The following is a 22603-nucleotide window of genomic DNA, read 5'->3' as shown; positions in this document are numbered from 1 at the left end:
CTTCTCTAAGAATCCCGCGTCTGCCGGTTCATCTATTTGAAGGCGAGAATTTCGCGAGATGGACTGCCCGATGCAGAAAAAGCAGAGTGAATGTTGAAACCGACGCCGCCGCTCAGCAGGTCCGGTGACCAGGAAACCTTAGAACCTTCGGTTAGAACACTGTTCGAATCCGAAGAGACGGGATTGCTGCGCTATGCGTTTTCGCTGATTGGGCGACGGGCCTTGGCGGAAGAGATCGTCCAAGAAGTGTTCCTGCAATTGCACCAACGCTGGGACGACATCGACTCTCCCAAAGCTTGGTTGTATCGAAGTGTTCGAAACCGAGTTTACAACCACCTCCGCAACCATCGACGTGAGGTCTTGGGCGACGATGGTACGAACCAGCCCACTCAGGACAGTGAAACAGCAATGCCGGATGCATTGTTCTCGCGAATGGAAGCGATGGCAAAGCTTCGTGAGATGCTTTCCGAACTGGATCACGTCGATCGCGAATTGGTGACGTTGAAATACTTTGAAGGCCTCAAATACAAGGAAATCAGCGAACGGACGGGACTAGGCATCGGTAACGTGGGCTACCGATTGCATCACATTTTAAGAGAGCTGGCGCAGCGACTGCGTTCGCTCGGAATTGATGAAAACTCATGACAGACGAATCCAAATTTCCTTCGCTTGATCCTCAGCTTGAAGCCCGCATTGTTGCGATGGTGCTTGGCGAAGCATCGGATTTCGAACGAGAGCAATTGCTTCGTCTGATTGATCAAGATTCACAGGTCAATTCTTTCTACCGAGAGATGCAGCAGACGCACGCCTTGATGGAACAGATCGGCGAGGGCGACCGAGAAGTCCCGGATGACAACTGGGTTCTGCCCGACCAACAACGAAACAAGCTTCTGTCGGCTTTGGAGGGATCGCCTCAACCGGACCTATCAGAGCCTTTGACAGCCTATTCGGCCGATGGCGAGCCGATGAGACGGCTGGTCAAGTATGCGATCGGTATTGCCGCTTCATTGTTGTTCTTCGGGTTGATCGGAAGTGTCGCGTTGTACCAAGCCGTCGATGTCCGTACCGGTGCGATGAGCCCGATGAAGTCGATCGCAAGTGGCGATGAGGTAGTCGACTCGCTCGCCATCGATGAGTTTAGCTTGGAATCACACGCGTTGGCTGCGTCTCAACAGTCTGGCCTTGGAAAAGGTGTTGTGATTGATCGTCCCAACAGTTCCGGTTCGAAACAAGCTCTCGATAGGATCAAACAGACGATCAATAGCCCCACGAACGTTAGCGACTTCTACCTGCAAGACGACGTTCAATACCTTCCAACACCTGGACCGCAAGCCAAATATTCGCCAGTGGTCCCCAAGTCGCAAAACGAAGTGAATTTATACTTCGCCGAAAACAGCGGAAGCTCGATTTCAGGCGAGTCGTGGGAAGAACCCCAGATCGAACCCTCGCGTGATGATCGATTTCAAAGACTCGGTGAGCCCCTCGACTTTGACTCCGATGGCGACGCGGCAAGCCCCACGCCTCGGTTCGGTGATATGCCCGATTCCGCTGACGGCGCGATCACGAAATGGAGGTTTGACGAACGTGCACCAGCTAGGGCCGGTCGTATTGTGTTAGGTGGTGCGGTCAACTCCGACGCGGGTCGTGGTGGTGAAGGCGAACAGCATTTCAATGATTTGTTTAAAAATCAGCCGAGCCGATTTCAAGCCCCGTCCGGAGACAATCAACCAGCTCAAACTTCACCCGACAACGAAGTCTATCTTGATTACGCAGTGGTTGGTGGCGATACGATCGTCGAAGACGTTGAGCGTTCACTTCAACAATCAGGTACACCGTCGGAATCGCGACAATCGGGGATGACACCCAACTTTGCGATGGGTGGCACGCTCGGAGTTCAACCGCCTCAATCGGGCGCGACTGTAACTCGTGGAGCCATCTCGAAACGAATGAGTCTTAGAGAAAAAGCCTCTAAAGAGATTGCCGAAGTCGAATCGAAACTTTCGACCATTGAATCGGACTTGGGTGAATCATTACGTCAGGAATCCTTGGCCGAAGAATCGATGCGAAGAACCTCTCCCAAATCAGAGCTTTCCTCTCCGACACAGCCCTCACCAACGATGTCCTTCGGTTATGGCGCGTCAGAATCCGCACCCGCCGAAAAGCCTTTATCGCTTGGCCGGCAGTCGGCATCGGCAGAAAAGCTAGACAGCGTCGTCACAAATGGTGCCTCGCCCAATTCGCCGCTTCCCAACCAACAGGCATCCAATCAGTTGCTCTTTGGGCAGGGGATAGGCGGTGCTCCATACGGAGTTCCCGTGCCAAACGAATGGGGCGTTGCGCCGAACAATGGTGCATTTAGCTCTGGCATGGCCTTCCCTTCACAGCAGAACGGACAAAGCCAACAACCAACTGCGGAAACGGCAAAAGCAGGGAAGCAGCTTTCCGCCGATGACCGAATGGCCGGTGTGGCGGCGAGTGGTCTGGAACCAAATTCGTTAGACCTGCAGGCTCCCAATGCCGCGATTGCCTTGTCTGATAAGGCATTACCGGGGCTCGCCGATCACCCATTCGAAGACCAGTCGCAGTTGGAGGGCTTTGGCAGAGGGTATCGGACCGTTGAATCCGAATCTCGCTCGGTGATGTTAGGTGTGACACCTAAAATTGTCATCGAACAAGAAGAGGAGCTGCCGCAAGTTGCGCTGGGATTCACACCGCTGGTTTCGCAAACCGACCGTAAACGCTCATACACGGACGCCTTCGAATCGGTCACAATCGACGAGACCGATGCTGCAGAGGAAGCTTTTTCAACATTCTCGCTTCATGTAAGCGATGTTTCGTTCAAACTCGCAAAGTCCGCTTTGGCAGGGGGGACTTGGCCCGAACAAAGCAAAATTCGAATCGAAGAATTCGTCAACGCTTTCGACTATGGTGACCCACTACCACAGAACAATAAACGAGTCGCATGTCGTATTGAGCAAGCAATTCATCCCTCGCTTCAACAGCGAAACTTGATGCGGGTTTCGCTGCGAACGGCCGCTCTTGGACGAAGCCAATCAACGCCGTTGCACTTAACGCTGTTAGTGGACAACTCAGGTTCGATGGAGCGAACGGATCGTAAAGAAATCCTCCGTCGCGGCTTGAAACTGCTTTCCGATCAACTGACGGCAAATGATCGAGTCACTTTGATCAGCTTTTCGCGTCAACCTCGGCTCATTGCGGACAATCTACAGGGCGGACAGAGCGACCAACTGCTGCGATTGCTTGACAACCTACCCATTCAAGGCGGAACGAACATCGAGTCGGCACTTGAACTTGCTTTCCAAAAGGCTCGCCAATACCGCAGTTCGGGAGCACAAAGTCGCGTCATCCTTCTGACCGATGGCGCGGTCAATCTAGGTGACGCAAATCCCAGCCACCTTTCAGACATTGTTGAATCGATGCGCATTGAAGACATCGCGTTCGATGCCGCCGGCATTAGTGCCGAGGGTCTAAATGATGAGGTCTTGGAAACACTGACTCGTAAAGGCGACGGACGATACTACTTGCTAGACGATGTCGCATCGGCGGACGATGGATTCGCAAAGCAGATAGCCGGTGCACTGCGACCTTCGGCGAAGAATGTCAAAGTACAAATCGAATTCAATCCCAATCGAGTTGGAAATTACAAGCTGTTGGGATTTGAAAAGCATCGTCTAGAAAAAGAAGACTTTCGAAACGATGCCGTCGATGCGGCAGAGCTGACTGCTGAAGAAGCAGGCGTCGCACTTTACCAAGTCCAAGCAAAACCTGACGGCGATGGTGAAATCGGAACCGTATCGGTTCGCTTCCAAGATTTAGAAACGGGACAGATGGTCGAAAACCGTTGGACTATCCCCTATCAGTCAGCTCCTGCACGACTTCAGTCCGCCGACAGCTCCATGCGTTTGGCTGCGGCCGCCGCATTCTTCGCAAGCAAGCTCAAGGGCGAACCGTTAGGTGAAACGATTCAGTTTTCAACCTTGACGGAACTGCTGCAGGGATTGCCGACGGCATTGGGGAAACAATCCAACACGAAGGACTTGATCGAGATGATCACTCAAGCGAGTCAATTGTCCTCCAACTAACAAACTGACTGGACGTTCCATTTTCGCAGATCCACTTTCTGCGATCCAAGAACCTCCATGCGACTCGTCGCTAAACCTCCTACGTTTCTTTCTCCTTCACTTATTGAACGGCGTCCTGACCTGCAAAGCTTGCTTCTGCGCGGTCTGCTACCGGAGCATCATGATGTTGTCAACATCCAAGCAAATCTTACCCTTCGGTCGATACCTACTGACCGCGTTGCTGACGCTTTCAAGTCTGCTAGCGAACACCGTGCCGGGACAAGAGCCCCAGACCGACGAGCAATCGGAAACCTCGGATGTGGAAGTTGCTGATGAAGTTCAAAAAACAGAAATCGACCAAAAGCAACGTCCCAAACGCGTTCGTTCCGGCCACACCACGATCATCGTCGAGGGATCGACAGAACCAAAAGAACTGCCGGATTTCTACAGTGTTAAAACGCGAGCATCGGTATGGATAGATCAAGAATTGGTATCACATGACATCGAGATCACAGCGAAACTGATTCAAGGTAAACCCGAAGTGCTCGTCCTGGGAATCAACGGATGGGGCGAAGTCGCAAATGTTGAATCGGAACAGCTGCTGGCCTGGTCGGTTCGTCGTGAAGGGGGCAACCGATTTCTAGATCTTCGACTGAAGGATGACGCCGTGGAGTTTGCCGGGCGAATCTCTTCGATAACGAAGCTGCCGAGTTTACCGATCGACGTGGAGCTTCTTCACCTATCGCCAGGGGACGCGATTGCCTTCGATTCTGATCTGACTCTTTCAACCAGCCCTGAAGTCCAGTTTACGGTCGCTGATGTGGATGGTTTCTCACCTGTGCTTAACGAAGGCCGGATGGAACGTTTTCACAGCACGACTGGTGGCAAGCTTGCTCTAAAGATCGGACGCAAAGGTGTGCCACAAGCTGCCGTGACGATTGAAGACGCTCGGCTGGAAGGCGTCGTTGACGAAACTGGCAAATCGATTGCCTTTCAATTGATCGGTACAGCGGTCGTCACCAAACCGAACGCCTCACTACAGGTACTTTCCGGGAACGTGGCTGTCACAACTATTCCTTCCTCCGATAATCACCGCCTAAAACTATCCAAGAAGGAAAATGACTACGCCTACCAAGTCGACTTTCCAAGCGCCGGCGAATTCCCGCTACAAGTCGACTTTGCAGCTCCAATAACAACAACGGAAAATGACCTTAACGGAGTCGACTTCGTGATCGCGACCGGGGCGGTCATGCCGCTTTCGATCGAAGGTCTAAGCACCGATTTACAGTTTATCGGAACCGAAAAAGCGATCGTGCCAGAATTGCAGCAAGATCAATGGACAGGTTTCCTGCCTGCTTCTGGGAATGTCATCCTGCGTTGGAAGACGGCGAGAAAAACCGGCGAAGGAAAGCTCTTCTTCACAACCAACGCACAGATCGAAACGCAAATCGGTGCGGGGTTGTTAAAGCAAACACACCAGCTTGACTATCAAGTCCTTCAAGGGGAACTCGATACACTTCGGCTTGCCCTTTCTGGTCCGGGCGAAATCCTTGATATCCAAGGGACCGACATTCTGGGATGGAAAGTTCTATCCGAGGATGACCAGCGGATCTTAGAAATCACGCTCAGCCAGCCGATCCGAAACACGAGTCGCTTAATTGTTCGTAGCCAAACGGCACTCGATGAATTTCCGGTTCGCGTCGAAGGCTTGCGTCTCACACCGCAAGAGACCATCAGGCACTCCGGTTACCTTCGCTTGACTAACCTCGGCTCGATTCGATTGGAACCTGTCGAACTAAGCGGTTTGACTCAGCTGTCACCGGAGCAGTTTCCAGCTGAGCCGATCGAGGCGCGTCAAACGTTCGTTTATCGCTTCCCATCATCCGACTATGGCTTCAGCGTATCTGCCGATCGAATTCAACCCGAGATCAACGTTTCGACATTGACTCGCTACGAAGTCGCCGAAGCGGATCGCGTCATCAATGCAGATATCGAATTAGACATACGCGAGGCAGCCATCCGTGAATGGGAGTTTTCGATCCCCGAAGACTATTCGATTGTCTCCGCGACCGGAGCAAGCGTTGTCGATTACTTAGCCGGAAGCGAGATCACCGATGCACACCGCTCATTGAAAATCTTCTTTGGGCAAGAAATCATTGGCCGGCAATTGATCTCGTTGACATTGGAGAAGAACGAACCCGCAGCGGCAGGACAATGGCAACTGCCCAAACTGTTGTTTCCGTCGGTCAAATCGACACGCGGAGACATCGGCATTGTTGGTGCCGCCGGAATTAGGATCTCGATTGCAGACACGACCGAACTCGTCGAGCGGCCGCTCGCATACTTTGCAAAATCCACGCCTGGTCTTCAACAAGCCTTTCGAATCCGCCAGGCCGATTGGGCCGCGACTGCGAATATCGAATTGCTGCAACGCAACGTGCAGTCAGACGTTTTCCATCTTTACTCCCTTAGCCAACAGACCATCTATGGGAGCGCATTGGTCAACTACTTTGTTACCGGAGCCCCGGTTTCACAATGGAAGCTCACAGTCCCCGAAGAGTTGGGCAACCTGATGGTCGAAGGCCAAGATGTCCGAACATGGCGACGGGATGGTTCGACGTTGTATGTGACACTGCATCAGCCGGTGATGGGCGCCTACACCCTATTGGTGACGTTTGAAGAGAAGGCCGATCGCGACCAAGGTCAGTTCTCAGCCGGTTCTGTCGCACCACTCGAAGTCGAAGGTGAAAGAGGCTACGTGCAAGTAGTGAGTCCGATGCAGGTCGACTTAGAAACGGTCGCCGCTTCCGATGACCTGCTCGCGCTCGACCCGCTTGAACTGCCGGCCGAATTCCGACTGCTCAGTACCGCTCCCGCGCTCGGCACCTGGCAATACACCGAACGTCCATTTCAGTTGCAACTTAACGTCGACTGGTTTCAGCCAGGCGCGACAGTTCCGCAAATCGTTGAGTTTTCGGAGGCCCAAAGTCACGTTTCACAAGACGGTGAGCTTGTCACCGATGTGCTTTACTACGTGAAGTCTCGTGGTCAACGAAGTCTACGTGTCCAGTTGCCCCCCGAACCCGTTCGACTTTGGCAAGTATCGGTCAACAACGAAATCGTCACGGCACGCCAGGCTGAGAATGCGACCCTGATTCCGCTTCCCGGTGGAACGGATCCCAACGTCCCGGTCGAAGTTCGATTGCGATTGGGAAAGCCGAGCGTTGACCAGCAACGTCCTGAATTGGCGTTGCCGATTATCGACGCCCCTGTGCTGAAAACCCAATGGGTTGTTCGGGGTGATGAGAATCGGGTCCTTATCGCGTCGGGTGGTAATGTTCGTCCGCCGCGTCCAACTACGCGTCAGATTGGATTCAATTGGGTCGCAAGAAGCGGCTTGCCGGCACTTGCACTGACCGCCTTCTTCGCAATCCTAGGCTGGTCGGCGCTTCGCCGATCAACGCCATGGCAAGTCGTCGGGATCATCAGCACCGCCGTTGCCATTGTTGTCGCTTCAATCACCAGCGGCATCGCATGGATGGACCTTGAAGCCCCGCAAGCGATTGAACTGAGTATTCCAGTTCTTTCGATCGGTGAATCGGCAAGCCTGTTGGTGGACAATCTACCGGCATGGCGAGTGGATATCTCTTGGATCGGGATCGTCTTGGTTGCGATAGGACTCTTTCTTGTCCTAGTACCGGTCGTTGGACAACGCATGAAGCGTCGCGGTCAAACGCAAACCGAAACACCAACCGGCAAGCTCGCGACTTTGCCCTACCTGCTAGGCTTTGTATCGATTTCCTTTGGCATTCTTCTTAACGGGGGAAGTGCACCGTTGTTCTTTGGTGTTATCGCCGTCTTACTGGCCTTGGCACTGATCAAGCCGATCTTGCGTCTAGTCGGTGCCACGTTTCATACCGCGAAAGAACTTGTCAAATCGAGCCGCAAAAAATCGTCAGCCATTCCGATCGTAGAAGGTAGCGCGCCGCTATTACTTTTCTTCATCGGATTACTTGTTGCCAGTCAACAATCACCATCCGTCGCCAATGACACAGCCTCGTTAATTCGCGCCGATGTGATTCAGCAGGTATGGGAAGTTGATCATCAAAAGTCACGACTGTCAGCGACAGCGACTTTGGAATTGACAGGCCGCCCTGGTGATTCGGCTATGCTACTACAGGCTTCCGCGATACTAACGGACTTCAAAAGTGACTCTCTGTCGGTCACAAAGACGACGTTGCAAGAGGGCTCATCGGCCTATGTTGTCAGCATCCCGATCGACTCTGATGACGACTCCGTTTCGCAGCACAAAGCGACATTCGAATACCAGATTGAACAAGTGAATCCACTTGCGGGAATCACGATTCCAACTGGCATTGCCGGAATCCAACGCATCACCGTGACGTCCAACCAATCGGGATGGGAAGTGACAAGTCCGTCAGTTGTCCGAATCAAACCGACTGACTCGGCCGACGAAACGAAAGCAGAAATCCTTCTTCAGCCGCGTCCTGGAGTCATCTTTGTCCGCCCAAAGGCACGTGACGTTTCGACTGAAAAATCGATGTTCTATGTCGAAGGCAGTCAGGTCTATATGCCGGGACCTGGTGTGGTCAACGGAGTGCACCAGTTTCAGATCCGCACGTCACAAGGCCAACTGAGCCAACTGGTTATCGACGTGCCGGATGAACTGACCGTAAGTGATGTCGCCGGTCCGGTGCAATCGTGGCAGTTTGATGCGGACGCTCGGAAACTGAATATCGAACTGCAGCCGCCCCAGGCAACGACCTTTCAACTGACCATTCAAACTCAACGTGGATTGGGTGCCCTACCAGCTGAAGTCACGGTCAAACCGCTTGTTGTCGAAAATGCCAACGGACAAGTTGGTTTGATCGCTTTGGGTTTTGGCCAGGATGCCCAACCTGAAAAGATCGAAGCGGATCAACTGTCGGCAGTCAACCTAAGTGATTTCCGTCATGACCTGATGCCCTCGACAGACATCACACTGCACCGCGTTTACCGATACACCGGTGACGCAGGTGCAGCCTCGATCGCGGTAGCGCCAGTGCAGCCTGAAGTTCGCGTTCAGTCCAAGCAGGTGCTCTCTTTTGGTGACGAAAGGATTGTCTTCGGGATCAACCTTGCTGTCGAAATAACACGTTCGGGTGTTTTCAAACTTAGTTTCCCCCTTCCATCGGGATTCGAGGTCGAATCATTGTCGGGTCCTGCTTTGCACCACTGGTCTGAAGTGAACGAATCAGATACACGGACCATTGTGATGCATTTGAACGGCAAGACTATTGGCGTGCAAAGCTTCACTGCCACATTGACTGCCGCGACACCGACCGATGTCGATCAGTGGCAAGCACCGGCTTTCATCCTAAATGAATCAACGCGACAGACGGGTGAGTTTGTGGTGCGGCCGACGACTGGAATCCGTCTCCGCACAATCACCCGAGAGAACGTCTCTGAAACGGATCCGCGTTCACTTGGCGGGCTTGGCCAAGGAAATTTGGCATATCGAATATTGCAACGCGATTGGAGTTTGCAACTCGGCATCGAAAAACTTGCCCCGTGGGTCACGGGCCAAGTTCTCCATGAAATCACGCTCCGCGAAGGTCAAACGCGCGCGACGCTGTTAGCGAACATGGAAGTTCAAAACGCGTCGGTTCGCTCGATCATGATTGAACTTCCCGGCTTGGTTGAGGACGAGATCAAAACACTGCGGGCCACTGGCGAGGCCGTCAGTGACTTCATTCGCAGTACGGCCAATTCGGATCGTTGGGAGTTGCAATTCAAACGCAGAATCGTTGGCAAGGTTCAATTTCAAATCGAGTACGAACGTCGGGGCGATCGCCAAGGAAACGTCGAAACGCTCCGTCCAATCCAGTTTCCCGAATCGAAACAACTGACATGCTATGCCGCAATTCGTGCCGGTGGTCGTCTGGAACTTTCGCCCCAAGCATTGCCAACAGGCTGGCAACGGATCGACTGGAACAGTGTACCCACAGCGATTCGAAATGCCGGAAACCGCAACGCGCCTGCTCTTGCGTTTCGCTCGGTCGGAGCCAGCCAACCCCTGACGATCAGCATCCAACGCCACTCACTTGCCGAAGCATTGAAGCTTCGTGTCGCGGAAGGAAACCTGACAACGGTGCTCGCTTCTACAGGAAACCAGCTCACGTCTGTCGAATTGACGATGGATGTCATTCAGCGCAGTAGCATGACAATCAAGATCCCTGGCGAAGGGACTTTGTTCAATGTGTTTGTCAACGGAGAAAGCGTCAATTCGATTCGACTTGGCGAAGCCTCCGACACATGGCAATTCTATGTCTTGCCTGGAATTAACGACCGGAGCGCGACCGTCCGCTTTACGTATTCCGCTGCTGGAAATGGTGTTTCCAACCTAACACTGGTTAGTCCGACTCTGAACGTTCCGCTTGAAAACATCCAGTGGAACGTTGTCGCGCCAAAGGGATTTGAATTGACCGACAACGATGGTGATCTTGAACTGATCGAATTGGACTATCGTGATGAGTATGATCGCGGCAGTTACTTGTCAAAAATGAATCGACGCCGTGAAACGCAAGCCGAGCAGGCATCGAAGTTGCTTGAACAGGCAAACGAGCTGTTGATGAAAGGTGAACAATCCAAGGCAACTTGGGCACTCAATAGCGTCGCCAACCAATACGCCCTCGACGCGGCCTCCAACGAGGATGCTCGCGTTCAGCTTGAAAACCTCCAACGACAACAAGCCATCGTCGGACTCAACACGCGACGGCAACGACTTTACCTTGATAATCGCCCGGTCGATTCAGACTTCGACGATAACAAGCAACTACGTGATGCTGCCGCGATCAACCCGATCCTGTTGCAGAACGAATTGAATTTTCGCCCGCAACAGTTAACGGAATTACTGCAAGGAAACACATCCGAGGACAACGCCGTCTTGGGTCAAATTGCATCGCGTCTGGTTCAGCATCAGCATGGCACCGAGCCAGCTCCGCAAGCGATCACCATCAGCCTTCCCGAAGAAGGCACCGTGTATCGGTTCACCAGAGCGGTGCAGGTCAGTGAGAACGCTCCACTGCAATTGCAGTTGCAGCTGACCCGGGTCTGGCGAGTCGAATGGTGGCAAACCGCTATAACGATCGCGCTGCTGACGTTGTTGGCCGCAGCGTGCACCTGGACTGCAGTTTTGAAACCTAAAGTTGGATCTGCAATCGAAATTTAACCTGAGCTTCAAGTACCGAACGATACGATGCCTGCCACGCAATTTCATCGATTCGATGCTTTGAAAGTCCTTTCATCTCGACCTTGCTTGGGTTTCACTGGTAACGATAGTCGATACCGATGAAGTCGAGCGGTTATAATCGAGTACGCCTTGACGGAGTCAGATATCAGTGTCGCCGTCATACGATGTAGGCATTTCGAATTCCCCAACTTTTTCAACGTCTGGCGACAAAGCACCGATGTCAATATTTCAGGCTCTGCTCCCGAAAGCTGTGTTTTACAAATGTCACATTTTCACCTTGCTTGCAGTTAGCGTGATCTGGCAATCACCTGGGCTGATGGCCGACGAACGTGACAATGAAGGATGGCGGGAACTTTTCAACGGACGCGACCTATCAGGTTGGAAAGCCAATGTGGCTCCCGAATCGTTCTCGGTTCATGACGGGGCGATCAAAGCGCATGGCAAAACCGCGATGTCACACTTGTTTTTTATCGGGCATCAGCAACCATTTGAGGCTTTCAAAGACTTTGAAATTGAATTGGTCGCCCGCGGCAAACCGAATTCGAATTCAGGGCTTTTCATCCACACCGGTTACGACTTGCGTCGCAAAAAGTACCTCGCCAAAGGTTACGAGGTGCAGCTCAATAGCACCGAAAAGGAAAAACGCAAAACCGGAAGTCTTTATGCTGTCGCTGATCTCGATCAATCTCCGGTCGATGAAACCGAATGGTTTACCGTTCGAGTCCGTGTCGAAGGGAAGCAGATTCGCGTCTGGTTAAATGACAAGCTCGTCAACGATTACACGGAACCTGAGTCACCGATCCGCGCGCCCGACAGAGCACACAGACTGATTGATCCCGAAGGTGGCGCTATCGCTTTGCAGGCACATGATCCCCAAAGCGTCTTTTACTTCCGATCGATTCGAATCCGTGAACTTTAGCGAACTGCCAAAACCTATTCTCCCTTTCAGTAGCAAGAGAGAGTATGTGTCTTCAATCGTTGTGCAGCGTTCGCACAAAACGGGTCGGGCAACAATCAATGACGTACGTCAATAGCGACGTTCGTCAGGAGGCGGCATCTGATTTTAGGGCCTTGAACAACGGACAGCTTGACCGATCGATCGCCGCGCCTTGGCGGTACGCGACAAGGATCTTGCGTGACTGCTCCGCCAACATCCGCCTGACTTCACGCCGTTTTCCTTTGACACGAGGAATCACCATGTCGTCATAGGCTGTTGTCTGGTGTCGCATCCAAGCGATGACAGCCGACTCTGCCCGACGTTCGATCGGAATCCTTTCTGTCCTCGCGACTGTGCCGCTGCCGACCGGTGTGGCATGGGTGGTGACAAGCTTGGCGAGCCGTTTCGCAATGTCCGCGTAAACATTCGAGAAGTTCAGAAATTCGATGACGGCTGCTTCGAAATCCTCGACATACTCCGCCTGTTTTTTGTCTCGGCGTTCCGCATCACGAACACGCCGTTTTGCGTAGGCTTCCGTTGAGCGTTCTTGGTCGAGTTTCGATCGCGCGGCGTTGATATTTTCCGCCGGTGCCCAAACGCCTTTCGAAAACGTGCGTCGCCCTTTCTTTTCTTTTACAGTCCAACTGGGCCCAGCCGCCTTAACCCGGCGTGTCAGTCCGGCGTCGCCGGGTGGCAGCAATTCCCAACCTGCGGGAACTGAGAGCGTCACGCCGGCTTCGTTTACGACTTGATTCGCCGAGGGGCCCGGGGACACAATGAGAGCTTCAGAAGATTGCGTGCGTTTCTTTGCCATGAACAGAAGCGTCGTTTCAGATTCTCAGGTGATGAATTATTGGGAACATCAGATACACAATCGGTCCGCCCACGGCAAGCGTCTCCTTTAAGTCGCCGGAAACGAATCGTTTTTTCTTCGCTGATGCTGATCTTCGCATTTGCCTCGTTCGAGGCTTGCTTGAGATTGGTTTGGAGTCCACCGCCCCCCACGGACCCATACGTCGGGTTTTCTGAATCGGTACCGCTGATTGTTCCTTCATCGATACCATCAGAAGTTGAATTCAATTCCGCAAAACTGGTTTGGTTCAACCAGCAGAGGTTTTCGCGTGACAAGCCAGCCGATGTTTTTCGAATCGTTTGCCTGGGTGGGTCAACCACCTACGGACGTCCCTTCGATGACGGGACTTCTTTCTGCGGATGGTTGAGGAAGCTGCTTCCTGCCGTTGAACCTAAAACGAAGTGGGAAGTCATCAACGCTGGGGCCATTAGCTATGCCAGCTACCGTGTGGCAGCGGTGATGGAACAGTTTGTTCCCTATGACATCGACCTTTTCATTGTCTACACCGGGCAAAATGAGTTCTTGGAATGGCGGACTTACGATGAACAACGGCAGCAGTCTCCTTGGATCCCCCGTCTTTCTTCTGCTGTGGATAAAACTTATGTCGGAAAACTTACACGGCAGCTGGTGACGCAAATCGTAGAACCACCAGCAAGTGATTCAGCACAGCTGTCCGGTGACGTCGACGAAATGCTCAACCACAGCGTCGGACCGTCAAGCTATGTTCGTGATGACCTGTGGCATGAAGGAGTTCTCGCCCACTTGGAATTCAACCTCGGCCGGATGAAGTTGATCGCCGAACAAGCCGGAGCAAGACTCGCGATCATCAATCCGGCTAGCAACCTTCGTGATTGCGAACCCTTCAAATCACTGGGGACATTTGCGGAACAAATTGCACCGCAGCAGTCTCCCACCGCTGAAGCTGCCAGCCAGGTATCTAATCGAAAGCAAGATTTGAACAACGCTATAGAAACGGCTCGTGATTTGATTTCCATTGGTGCGATCGAAGATGCGACGGCGATGCTGCAGTCGGTTGTCGGTGACCAACCCAGGCATGCGGGAGCGAACTACCTGCTTGGAAAAGCGATGTTCGACAAGAAACAATTCAGCACTGCGGAATTGAGTTTTCAAACCGCAGTCGATGAAGACGTTTGTCCATTGCGAGCACCGACGAAGGTTCGCGAAGCGATTCGTCGCTTCAGTTCACAACCGGGAATCATTCAAGTTGACTTCGAATCATTACTTGCTCGCCAATCGATGTCCGAGCTTGGTCATCAATGTTTTGGTGCAGAGTACTTCCTAGACCACGTGCATCCGACAATTGATTGTCACGGCGAATTGGCTCGGATGATTGTCAACGAACTTGCGACTGAAGGCATTGTCACAAACCAACCGACGGACGGTGTCTTTCAGGAAGTTTCCGACGTGATTCATGGATCGATTGACCGCGTCCGTCAGGGAGTTGCCTTCCGGAACCTCGCAAAAGTTACACACTGGGCAGGCAAGTTTAGTGAGGCGAAACGACATGCCACTGATGCACTGCGTTTAATCCCGGGCGACGGGGAAAGTCAGTACCTTATGGCGGACTGCTGCGTCAAACTCGGGCAGCTCACCGAAGGGCTCCAGCAGTACGAGGTGCTGTTTCAGAGCGGCGGCTTTGACCGTGCCGCATTGCCCTATGGAGAGCTTCTTGCTCGCGAAGGTCAGTTGCAAGCCGCGAAGACATATCTGCTGCAGGCTGTCTTCGTCAGTCAGGGTCCACGCCAGCGCACCGCACTGATGTCACTTGGGCAAGTTCATTCGCAATTGGGGGAGGACGAACTTGCGGCAGAGTGTTTTGCCGAAGCTGCAAAAATTCGCTGATTCGAATCGCGATTTCATCTCGACAGATTCACCGGGTAAGTTTTCGACCGGCATAGCTTTACTGCGACAGCAATCATATTTCACCCCAAACGGTGGAGGACGAAACCATCTCTGATTCGCAATTTTCGGTCGTTTTCTGGGTGATTCGATTGCATTGCGGTACTCCCCATTGTGAAGGGGTTGCCGACGCGTCAAACTAGTACGGCTGGGACGTCTGCATTTTGCAAACGGCAAAACAGCGGTATTAGCTCAATACACAGCTATCGCTACTGTTTCTGCGACCGACTCCCACCAGCTTTCGAAGGCTCGCCCGCGGCTGCCGCCTCCCTAAGCTTGACTGTTTAAGAGCCGACTTAATGAATTTGCACGTGTGTTTGGGAGTGGCTGCGTTTCGGCGAAATGCGGCGGAGGCTTTGCGGCCCCTTTACATTTCCTGCGTACAAAGACAGTACTCCCAACCAATGAACTCGGCGTCGCTACTTGCGTTTTCCGAGTGGGCTTGAACCTGCTTGCGCTCAGGGATTGCTTTCCGAACTGACTGATCTGTAGAAAACCTCAGCTCTCAGTTTGGATTCAATCCCTATCGATTCTTCGATCGATTACGCGCATCAACCGATCCGCACAATTGATTTCAATTATGACGAAACCTTCGATCACATCGACACCGCTACCCGACATTCAATCCACCGGAGACGGTCGCCAGGTTTATATCAACAAGGTTGGCGTGACCAATGTTCGTTACCCGATTTCACTGCGCACGCCGGGCTCGGGACAAGGCAACGAGTTCCTACACACCGTCGCGACGATCAACATGTTTGTATCGCTGCCGCACGATGTCAAAGGCACGCACATGTCTCGGTTCTTGGAAGTCTTATATGAATTCCACGAAGAGCTGTGCAGCGACACCCTTTCGATGGTCACCAACCGGATGAAGGAAAAGCTGGAATCGGACGAGGCCTACCTCGAACTCTCGTTCCCGTACTTCATCAACAAGAAAGCCCCCGTTACCGGCCAATGCGGTAAACTGGACTTCGATGTTGCGTTCGAACTGGCTAGCAACGGGACCGATGACTTTGTCATGACGCTGAAAGTCCCCGCGACCAGCCTTTGCCCGTGCTCCAAGGAGATCTCAGAGTACGGCGCCCACAACCAACGTTGTGACATGACCGTCAAGGTCCGCATGGCCGACGGAGTCAATTTCTGGATCGAAGAGCTGTTCTCGATTATCGAGCAATGTGCGTCGACCCAGGTATTTAGCGTACTGAAGCGTCCTGACGAAAAATGGGTGACCGAACGAGCCTACGAGAATCCTAAATTTGTCGAAGATATCGTTCGAGACCTCGCTGTCGCCCTAAACAACGACGACCGTATCGTTTGGTACCAGTGCAGTAGTGAAAATTACGAATCGATTCACAACCACAACGCCTTCGCATTCATCGAATGCGACAAACGCCAAAAGTGATCTCTGACCTGCAACTTCGCGAAGACGCGATTATCAAAACCGTCGTCGCCCTCGAACAGCGCATCGAAGATCGTTTTGCCGGTCGAGGGATATCGCGTCTTTGCAAACAACTTCGCGAAGTTGCTGAGCACTCCGCTGTCACCGCTAGTGCGATCAATGAGTCGGTTTGGTGGATCCGCATCGTCGGATACACCCTTGCCGCGCTTGTCGTCATGATTGTGGGTGCGATGGTCTGGTCCGTCACACACTCGGTTCGATTCAAAGACGAATCGTTCGGCTGGCCAGACTTACTGGGCATGTTTGACGCCGGTACCAATGCCCTACTCGTTTTGGCCGCAACGATCTACTTCTTGCTCTCCCTGGAAGTCAGGATTAAGCGTCGCCGAGCACTCATTGCGGTTCATCAACTGCGGTCACTCGCTCACGTGATCGACATGCATCAGTTGACCAAAGATCCAGAACGGACATTGGGGAACTATCAAGCCGCCGCGCACTCGCCAGCCGATCCAATGACGGCTTTCGAATTGAACCGGTACCTTGATTACTGCAGCGAAATGCTCTCGCTGATCGGTAAAATTGCAGCCCTCTACGTTCAGCGTTTCGATGATCCTGTCGCAGTCGCAGCGGTCAGTGAAATCGAACAACTTAGCACCGGCCTTTCACGCAAAATTTGGCAAAAGATCGTTCTGCTCAGCCAGTTTCCCGATCAATCGTCGAACGGTGAAGCGATTTCTAAATCCAAGATATCGGATCCAAAAGTAGCCGTGACCAAATCCGAAGTCGCACTGGAATCTGGTGTGATGAACGTGCTGAAACCCGAAAGTGAGTCGACGCCGACTTCCGCGAAAGTTCCGCCCAAGGAATAACGAGACAAAGCCTTGGTGTGAACGTGATTGGCTGGATCACCGTCGTCCTTTCTTGGCCTTTCGGGAACGCACACCAACAATAGCCATTCTTGTCCAATTCGTCCGTTGTCTGCAACCCTTTCCCAGATCGCGACAACAATGGCTTTTCATTACACGGCCAAAGACATACCGTCTACAATGAATCTGTGTTGCCCAGCGCCCCAGTGTAGTAGCGTCATTGAGTCTTCGTTGAACCGAATCAGCCGGTGCAGACTCAGGCGGCTAAAGTTCGACAATTTACAAAGGCCAATTCGATGCGATGGTTCCAAGTAAGCCTGGTTCTGATAGCGTTCGCTTGGCAGTCATCTAGCGCTTGTGTCGGCCAAGACGATGGACCGACTTCGATCACGCTCGACCGCCTACTACCAATCCACTTGGACGCGGCACGAACCTATTCGTTTGAGCTAGAGGGCCAATCGGATTCCAAGATCGCTTTGCGAGAGACGCCCCTTTCACAGTGGACCAATTCACGACGCAACAGTGGTCAATTGGGACACGTCTTCGTTTGGCAACAGTCACAGGAGCCGGTCGCGATTGCGGCTATCTTTTCGTTCCCTTGGCAAAATGATCCTTACCAACGACGAGTTGTCCATGAGATGCATGCACTGTCTCCGATCCGGTTGGATGTTTCCCGATCCGATGAAGGTACACTTTGGAAACCCCAATCGCCGCTAGATCGCCAGACGCTTCCGGCCGTCACGATTCCGGTTCCGACAGAAACTCGTTTCAGATTGGCAGTGCGTCAAATCTCGCGGCGGTTTAGCGGCTACTGTTTGGAGCCGTCTGGAAAACGCTGGGAATTGCGGGTGCTGCCAACTCCATTACTGCTCTACCCGATCTCGCGAGATGGCCAAAGCGGTTTCGGTGCCATCCTTGGCATGATGGGTGATCTTGGCAACGACCTGGAATGTGGAATCATCGTCGAGGCAATCCAGGAGAACTCTTCGGCAACCTCTTGGAAATTCGCACCGATTCGGATGACTGACAAAGAGACCTATCTCCTATTTGACAAAATGGAAGTCTGGAAAAACGTTCGCTCGGCCACCAACACAAGCTGGCGAGACTCCGATGATCTCTATTTTCGCTTCCAAGACAAAACGGTTCCGATAGCGGATCCAAACTAGGAATCCAGTTGCTTTGTCCACAGCCGCCGATCACGAGAGTCTCTGACGGCATCACGTCCCAGACGGTATGCTGTTGCGATGCATACGCCAGAAAACACACCTAGCGTCTTCCCAAACGCACTGGCCCAATCGCTTCACGAATCGGGCCTGATCGCTGTCGTTGTGATTGACTCGCTTGACGCCGTGCGACCGCTTGCCGAAACGCTTTTCGAAAACGGAATCAAAGCGATTGAGCTGACGCTTCGAACGCCGATCGCAGTCGAAGCAATCAAGTGCATCCGACAGACGATTCCCGAATTGATTGTCGGTGCGGGAACGGTCTTATCATCCGATCAAGTGGTCGAGGTTGCCGATTCGGGTGCTTCGTTTGCCGTTTCACCAGGACTGAACCCGTCAACGATTGAAGCGGCCAAAAATGTCGGGCTACCTTTTGCCCCTGGGATCTGTACGCCTTCTGATATCGAAACAGCGATTTCCTTGGACTGCAGGCTTCTTAAATTCTTTCCGGCAGAAGCATCCGGAGGCTTGCCGTATTTGAACGCGGTTGCCGGCCCTTACGCACATCTCGGACTCAAGTTTATCCCGCTCGGCGGTATCGATGAAACGAATGTCGTCTCCTATTTCCAGTCCAAACTGGTGCATTCCGTCGGCGGATCATGGATCGCTGCTCGCCATCTGATACAGGATCAAGACTGGGACGAAATTGCCCGACGATGCCAATCGCTAAATGCGCTTCTCCGGCAACATCGAAGTCCATCTTAATAGCAGCACATCGCACGTTTCGCTTCAACGGGCAGCCATAGCGGCTCGCCGCCTACAAACACACCGTCTAGCTAGATTTCAAATGGCGATCACTCGCTTTGTCACAATTGGCGAAATCATGGGGCGACTCAGCACCCCAGGTCACCAGCGTTTCCGTCAAGCGATGCCAGGATCGCTCGATTTCAACTTCGGCGGCGCCGAAGCCTCGATCGCCGCTCTGCTGGCCAGCCTTGGTGCCGACGCAACATACGTGACCGCGCTACCAAATAATCCGATCGGACAGGCATGTGTTTCGCAGCTTCGATCACTACGGGTCAACACGGATCACATTGAACTCGTTGATGATTCAAGGATGGGTCTGTACTTCGTTGAACAGGCGATCGGAGCGCGTCCAGGTCAGGTCATCTATGACCGTGCTGATTCTGCGTTTGCACAGGTCTCTGCAAGTCTGTTCGACTGGGATGCGATCTTTAAAAACACTGACTGGTTGATCTTGACCGGAATATCGCCTGCAATTTCGAAGTCCGCCGCCGCGCTAACGCTCGACGCGATCGGTCACGCGAAAGCTCATGACGTGAAAATCATGCTGGACATGAACTTTCGCTCCAAGCTGTGGCTATGGCACGAGAGCGTTACCCAAACAGACTTGGCTGCTGAGTGGATGCGCAAACTTGCCGGACAGGTCGACCTATTGATCGGCGGCCAAACCGACTTTGAAGAGCGTCTGCAAATCAAGGAAACGAAAACGGCTTCGATTGCCGCAGACGTCTCTTCGACATATCAAAACATTCGCTATGTCATCCAAACGCGGCGACGAAGCATCGGGACCGAGCAGCGATTTTCAGCCACTTTGACCACAGACGAAACGACAGTCGAATCCGAAGAAGCCATCATTGACGCGGTCGTCGACCGAATCGGCACCGGTGACGCTTTCGCGGCCGCTTTGATTTACGCGATCACTTCGGATGACTTCCGCGATCACAAAGATCGCTTGAACTTTGCGGTCGCGGCCTGTGCACTGGCCCACACGATCCCTGGCGACTTTAGCTTGATCAACGAAGAAGAGATCCGTGAGGCACAGGTAGGGAAGTCCGGAGGGCGAATCAAACGCTAAAAAAGTATGAAAAGCCACACCAAACGTGCCATTTCACTCACCGCAGTCTTGGTCGGCGTGACAACGATCATCTTTGGATGTTTGATTTCGATCGCGTCTCGCAATCCTGGTGGTCCACCCTTGCCTGCATCGCTTGCAGGTCGAGCTGTCCAGATCGCGTACGCAGCCTCTGCGTTAGGTGCGGCGATCGCGATTGGTATCCCCATTCTGTTGCGAAGACGCTAGTGCTCCGTTCCATATGAAAATACGAGTTCGGGTCATCAGCTGACGTGCCTTAGCCCGGTTATTGCACTGAAACCGTGGCTAACGCCAGACGGCTAATCCTAAACTCGAATTGGAACGAAGCACTAGCGATGACTCGCTTCTAGCTGGCCTGATGCGGCGGCGTTGCTTCGTTCATCGACCTGACGCTTTGCAAGTTCGTACTCAGATTGTGCTTTTGCGGTGTCGCGATGAGTTTGAGTGATCGCAAGATTGAATGGGTCAAGCTTCAGCAATTCCGCATCGGTCTTGGCTTGATACACCGAGCGAACATAGTTCCGCCAGACATCGCCACCGATCACGGGAACTTGGAAAGGTGTATAGCGATTCCCGTTTCGATAGAGCGGGCGGTTCATTGGCTGGTAGCACAATCCTTCGCCCGGATAAGTCCGCGTTTTTCCATCACGAGATACACCACTTGAATCAATCGACGAATACTCGAAGGTCTGCTTCACGGTTGCGAGCAGATCGATTTCCCAAAGTTGAGGACTGCTGTATTCCCAGAGATTGTCCGTCGATTGGATGGACTTCATTGGCACTTCTCCGTCCAGTAGCTTTCCGTTGCCATACCTCGAGAAATAGTCAAACGTGGTAGCAGTCGGCTGCCGCATGGATGGATGGTCATCTAGAAAGGACTTCCCTGTTCTCTGTTCATATTCAAGCATTGCCGCCTTGAACTGACGCATCAGGGACGGATCTGTTTTCATCGCCTGGTAGGGACGCAGCAAAATTGAAGGCTTGGCGGGATATCCAAAGTGACTAGCTGACTTCGCAGTCGAACTGGCAACCCTGGTTTTAGATGGCTTGGGCTGCGATTGATTGATCGAGACCGGATTCGGTACCGAGGACGATCTTGCGACTGGGATGTCAGCGATGGCCGGCAATTTCAGATTTGATTTGCCGTTGTTAGGTTGGCTGAGAAACCACCATCCGCCACCAACCAAAACGGCAGCGATAAGCACCTTATAGTGATGCCCAGCGACATAGGCCCCGATCAGCCCCGTGACGATGCCTCCAAAGGCCTTGCCGTCACCTTCGAGCAAACCTAGGCCCCAAGTACCCGCGACAACGAACCCCAACAGTGCGAAACCGGGATTGATCTTGGATGGTGGTGCTGCGTTGACTCTAGAAACCTTTCGACGCTGTTGTTGGCGGACATTCTTTTTTGAAGGCTGGCGTTCGTTCCGCCGTGCTTGCGATGTTTCAGTGCGCTGCTGCGCATAGGCGGCTTGCTGTTCGGCTTGGATTATCGCAGCATCATTGGCCGCTTGCTCCTGACGCTGGCGGTTCATCTCATCTTCTTGCATTCTCCGCTGTTCTTCAGCCTGCGAACCAGCTAGATCGTTGTAGCCATCGACGCTACTGAACCCACCACCGGGCTGATCACCGTAAGCACTCATCCTGATCCCTCAAGGCCCAAAACCACAGCCAAACGCGAGCAGAGTATCCCGTACCCCACCCAATCTAAGGTAGCCAATTTGGTCCCGAAGCATCCAGCCCGATCCAGACTGTAGCACCGCAGCAGAGTGAAAGTGGTTGCTCAACCTTGAGATAAAATCAAGCGTCAAGAACACGCTGACATCATGAGCTTCACTCGTTCAACCAAGCCGGGTAGATATTGAAACGCCGAGGCACCGAGAACACAGAGTCAAGTTGTGATTGTCAGCACAGTTCAGCGCGATCAAACCCCGATCAACGCCCCAGCGTGCCATTCTCTGTGAACTCTGTTACTCCGTGTTTCAACCTGCCCGGGTCTCAACGGGTAGTGGACGAGGCGACGAGTCCCGGCTTATTTCGGCAACTGACAATATGGACTCGTCGCCTCGTTCCCTACGTGAATGCGCATAAAAAAAGCCGAGCACCGGTGTTTTCGGTGTTCGGCTTTGATTGTCTTGGGGTGGCTCACCCCGATATAGCGGCAGAGGGACTCGAACCCCCGACACGCGGATTATGATTCCGCTGCTCTAACCAGCTGAGCTATGCCGCCG

General features: G+C 52.9%; 13 protein-coding genes and 1 tRNA gene. 11 read left to right on the top strand and 3 right to left on the bottom strand.

What is annotated here, in order from left to right:
* The first annotated feature begins 90 nt into the window (after nt 1-90).
* The 4 genes from LOC67_RS23700 to LOC67_RS23685 all read left to right on the top strand — a co-directional run bounded on the left by LOC67_RS23700 (nt 91) and on the right by LOC67_RS23685 (nt 12253).
* Complete coding sequence (locus tag LOC67_RS23700; RefSeq protein WP_230265322.1) at nt 91-645, top strand: RNA polymerase sigma factor; 555 nt, start codon at nt 91-93, stop codon at nt 643-645.
* Entirely contained in the window at nt 642-4103 is a 3462-nt protein-coding gene (locus tag LOC67_RS23695; protein ID WP_230265321.1) for a vWA domain-containing protein, read from the top strand. The genes LOC67_RS23700 and LOC67_RS23695 overlap by 4 nt, the downstream gene beginning before the upstream one ends.
* A gap of 160 nt (nt 4104-4263) precedes the next feature.
* Nucleotides 4264-11313 carry a Na+/H+ antiporter NhaC family protein gene (locus tag LOC67_RS23690; protein ID WP_230265320.1) on the top strand — a complete coding sequence of 2350 codons (7050 nt, stop codon included), beginning with the start codon at nt 4264-4266 and terminating at the stop codon, nt 11311-11313.
* A 238-nt stretch (nt 11314-11551) separates the two neighbouring features.
* A complete protein-coding gene (locus LOC67_RS23685) occupies nt 11552-12253 on the top strand; it encodes a DUF1080 domain-containing protein (RefSeq protein WP_230265319.1) in 702 nt (233 codons plus the stop codon).
* A gap of 124 nt (nt 12254-12377) precedes the next feature.
* Here the strand turns inward: LOC67_RS23685 and LOC67_RS23680 are convergent, their stop codons facing one another.
* Nucleotides 12378-13085: a DUF2293 domain-containing protein gene (locus LOC67_RS23680; protein WP_230265318.1), complete on the bottom strand. Its 708-nt coding sequence runs from the start codon at nt 13083-13085 to the stop codon at nt 12378-12380.
* A 159-nt stretch (nt 13086-13244) separates the two neighbouring features.
* On the opposite strand from LOC67_RS23680, the gene LOC67_RS23675 reads away from it, so the two are divergent.
* From LOC67_RS23675 to LOC67_RS23645, 7 genes are all read left to right on the top strand, one after another.
* Nucleotides 13245-14987 (top strand): tetratricopeptide repeat protein, encoded by a 1743-nt coding sequence (locus tag LOC67_RS23675; RefSeq protein WP_230265317.1) that lies wholly within the window; start codon nt 13245-13247, stop codon nt 14985-14987.
* Nucleotides 14988-15624: 637 nt separating this feature from the next.
* The gene (folE2, locus tag LOC67_RS23670) at nt 15625-16449 is read left to right on the top strand and encodes a GTP cyclohydrolase FolE2 (protein ID WP_230265316.1); all 825 of its coding nucleotides are present in this window, start codon (nt 15625-15627) and stop codon (nt 16447-16449) included.
* Nucleotides 16428-17315, top strand: a complete 888-nt coding sequence (locus tag LOC67_RS23665) for a hypothetical protein (protein WP_230265315.1) — start codon at nt 16428-16430, stop codon at nt 17313-17315. Before folE2 ends, LOC67_RS23665 begins: the two co-directional genes overlap by 22 nt.
* A gap of 293 nt (nt 17316-17608) precedes the next feature.
* Nucleotides 17609-18478, top strand: a complete 870-nt coding sequence (locus LOC67_RS23660; RefSeq protein ID WP_230265314.1) for a hypothetical protein — start codon at nt 17609-17611, stop codon at nt 18476-18478.
* A 78-nt stretch (nt 18479-18556) separates the two neighbouring features.
* Nucleotides 18557-19240 carry a bifunctional 4-hydroxy-2-oxoglutarate aldolase/2-dehydro-3-deoxy-phosphogluconate aldolase gene (gene eda / locus LOC67_RS23655; RefSeq protein WP_230265313.1) on the top strand — a complete coding sequence of 228 codons (684 nt, stop codon included), beginning with the start codon at nt 18557-18559 and terminating at the stop codon, nt 19238-19240.
* 82 nt (nt 19241-19322) lie between these two features.
* Nucleotides 19323-20354, top strand: a complete 1032-nt coding sequence (locus LOC67_RS23650) for a sugar kinase (RefSeq protein ID WP_230265312.1) — start codon at nt 19323-19325, stop codon at nt 20352-20354.
* Nucleotides 20355-20360: 6 nt separating this feature from the next.
* Nucleotides 20361-20579, top strand: coding sequence for a hypothetical protein (locus LOC67_RS23645; protein WP_230265311.1), 219 nt, complete (start codon nt 20361-20363; stop codon nt 20577-20579).
* A 122-nt stretch (nt 20580-20701) separates the two neighbouring features.
* Here LOC67_RS23645 and LOC67_RS23640 read toward each other — a convergent pair whose 3' ends face one another.
* Complete coding sequence (locus LOC67_RS23640) at nt 20702-22015, bottom strand: hypothetical protein (RefSeq protein WP_230265310.1); 1314 nt, start codon at nt 22013-22015, stop codon at nt 20702-20704.
* Nucleotides 22016-22528: 513 nt separating this feature from the next.
* Nucleotides 22529-22602 (bottom strand) — tRNA-Met (locus tag LOC67_RS23635).
* Between the last annotated feature and the right edge of the window lies 1 nt (nt 22603).

This window comes from Stieleria sp. JC731, from assembly GCF_020966635.1.
Taxonomy (GTDB): domain Bacteria; phylum Planctomycetota; class Planctomycetia; order Pirellulales; family Pirellulaceae; genus Stieleria.
The sequence above is the reverse complement of the archived record's forward strand: the minus strand, read 5'-3'. Positions and strand labels throughout refer to the sequence as shown.